General features: G+C 71.9%; 2 protein-coding genes. Both read right to left on the bottom strand.

All coding sequences use genetic code 11. The features are described 5' to 3' along the window. On the bottom strand, window positions 1–304 hold a 304-nt coding region (locus tag GT354_RS22985; protein WP_237535359.1), incomplete at its 3' end, for an SAV_6107 family HEPN domain-containing protein. A 46-nt stretch (window positions 305–350) separates the two neighbouring features. Then, window positions 351–638 (bottom strand): DUF6504 family protein, encoded by a 288-nt coding sequence (locus GT354_RS22980; RefSeq protein WP_161358269.1) that lies wholly within the window; start codon window positions 636–638, stop codon window positions 351–353. Window positions 639–967 lie beyond the last annotated feature (329 nt).

Raw genomic sequence — 967 nt, 5'->3', positions numbered from 1 at the left:
CCCTGGGCAGCAGTTCCCACGCGCTGCGCGGGGCGCGCCGGCGGCGGCCCGGGCGCTGCTCGTCGGCCTTGGCCCGGGCGGCGAGCACGGCCGCGGCCACCCGCAGTGCGGCGAGGTGGGCCGTGGCGTAGCGCTCGGCGGGGTCTCGGGTGACGGCCGCCTCGGTGAGCCCCCGGCGGGCCTGGCCGAGCAGGTCGAGGGCGCCGCGCGGCGCCGAGGACCACCGGACGGGCGCGCGCCGCACCGGTGGTTCAGGTATCTCCGGCTGGTAGGCGGACTGGTTCAGGCGGGCGCTCATGGTCATGGCGTTGCCTCCTCAATCAGCAATCAGCGTCGATCGGTGGACCGCGTCAATCGGCGGTCCTGGCCAGCGTCCAGGCGCCGGAGCCGGCGTCCAGGCTCAGGTCGTACACACCCAGCGGCGCGGTGCGGCCGGCACCGGCCTCCACGCGCCAGACCTCGCGCTCCCCCGTCGCCACGACGGCGGTCCGCGAGCGGGCGTGCTGCCACCACTCGCCGGTCTCGACCCAGTGGCCGAGCACCTCACGCACCACATAGAGCCGGTCGTGCCACAGGAACCGCGCGGGGTCCCCACCACTGCGCAGCACCTCCACCGGGTCGGTGTGCAGGCGTGTCATACGACTCCTCCTCTGCCGGGGGCCGGCGATGCGCTTCCCCACGCACCGCCGGTCCGGGCTTGCCCGTCCGTTTGCCCCGTGTCGTTCGAGTCACCGTGCCTGTTCGAGTCACGATGCTTGTTCGAATCGAACTCTCGAACAAAAGTTCGATCCCGTTTGCCAGTAAAGCTCTCTCCCCCACCCGCGTCAACGTCATTGCCGCAGTTCCGGGCGAACCATCGCGTTCGAGCGATGTTCGAGCACGTTCGAACGCGAGGACCACAACGGAAAACCCACACGTTTCACCGTGACAGGCGGCACCGACAACCGGGGCGGGGCACGGGGCCGGG

This window comes from Streptomyces sp. SID3343 (assembly GCF_009865215.1).
GTDB lineage: Bacteria > Actinomycetota > Actinomycetes > Streptomycetales > Streptomycetaceae > Embleya.
The sequence above is the reverse complement of the archived record's forward strand: the minus strand, read 5'-3'. Positions and strand labels throughout refer to the sequence as shown.

Coding starts and splice junctions, on each gene's coding strand:
- GT354_RS22980 (WP_161358269.1), bottom strand. CDS start 638: ATGACACGCCTGCACACCGACCCGGTGGAGGTGCTGCGCAGTGGTGGG.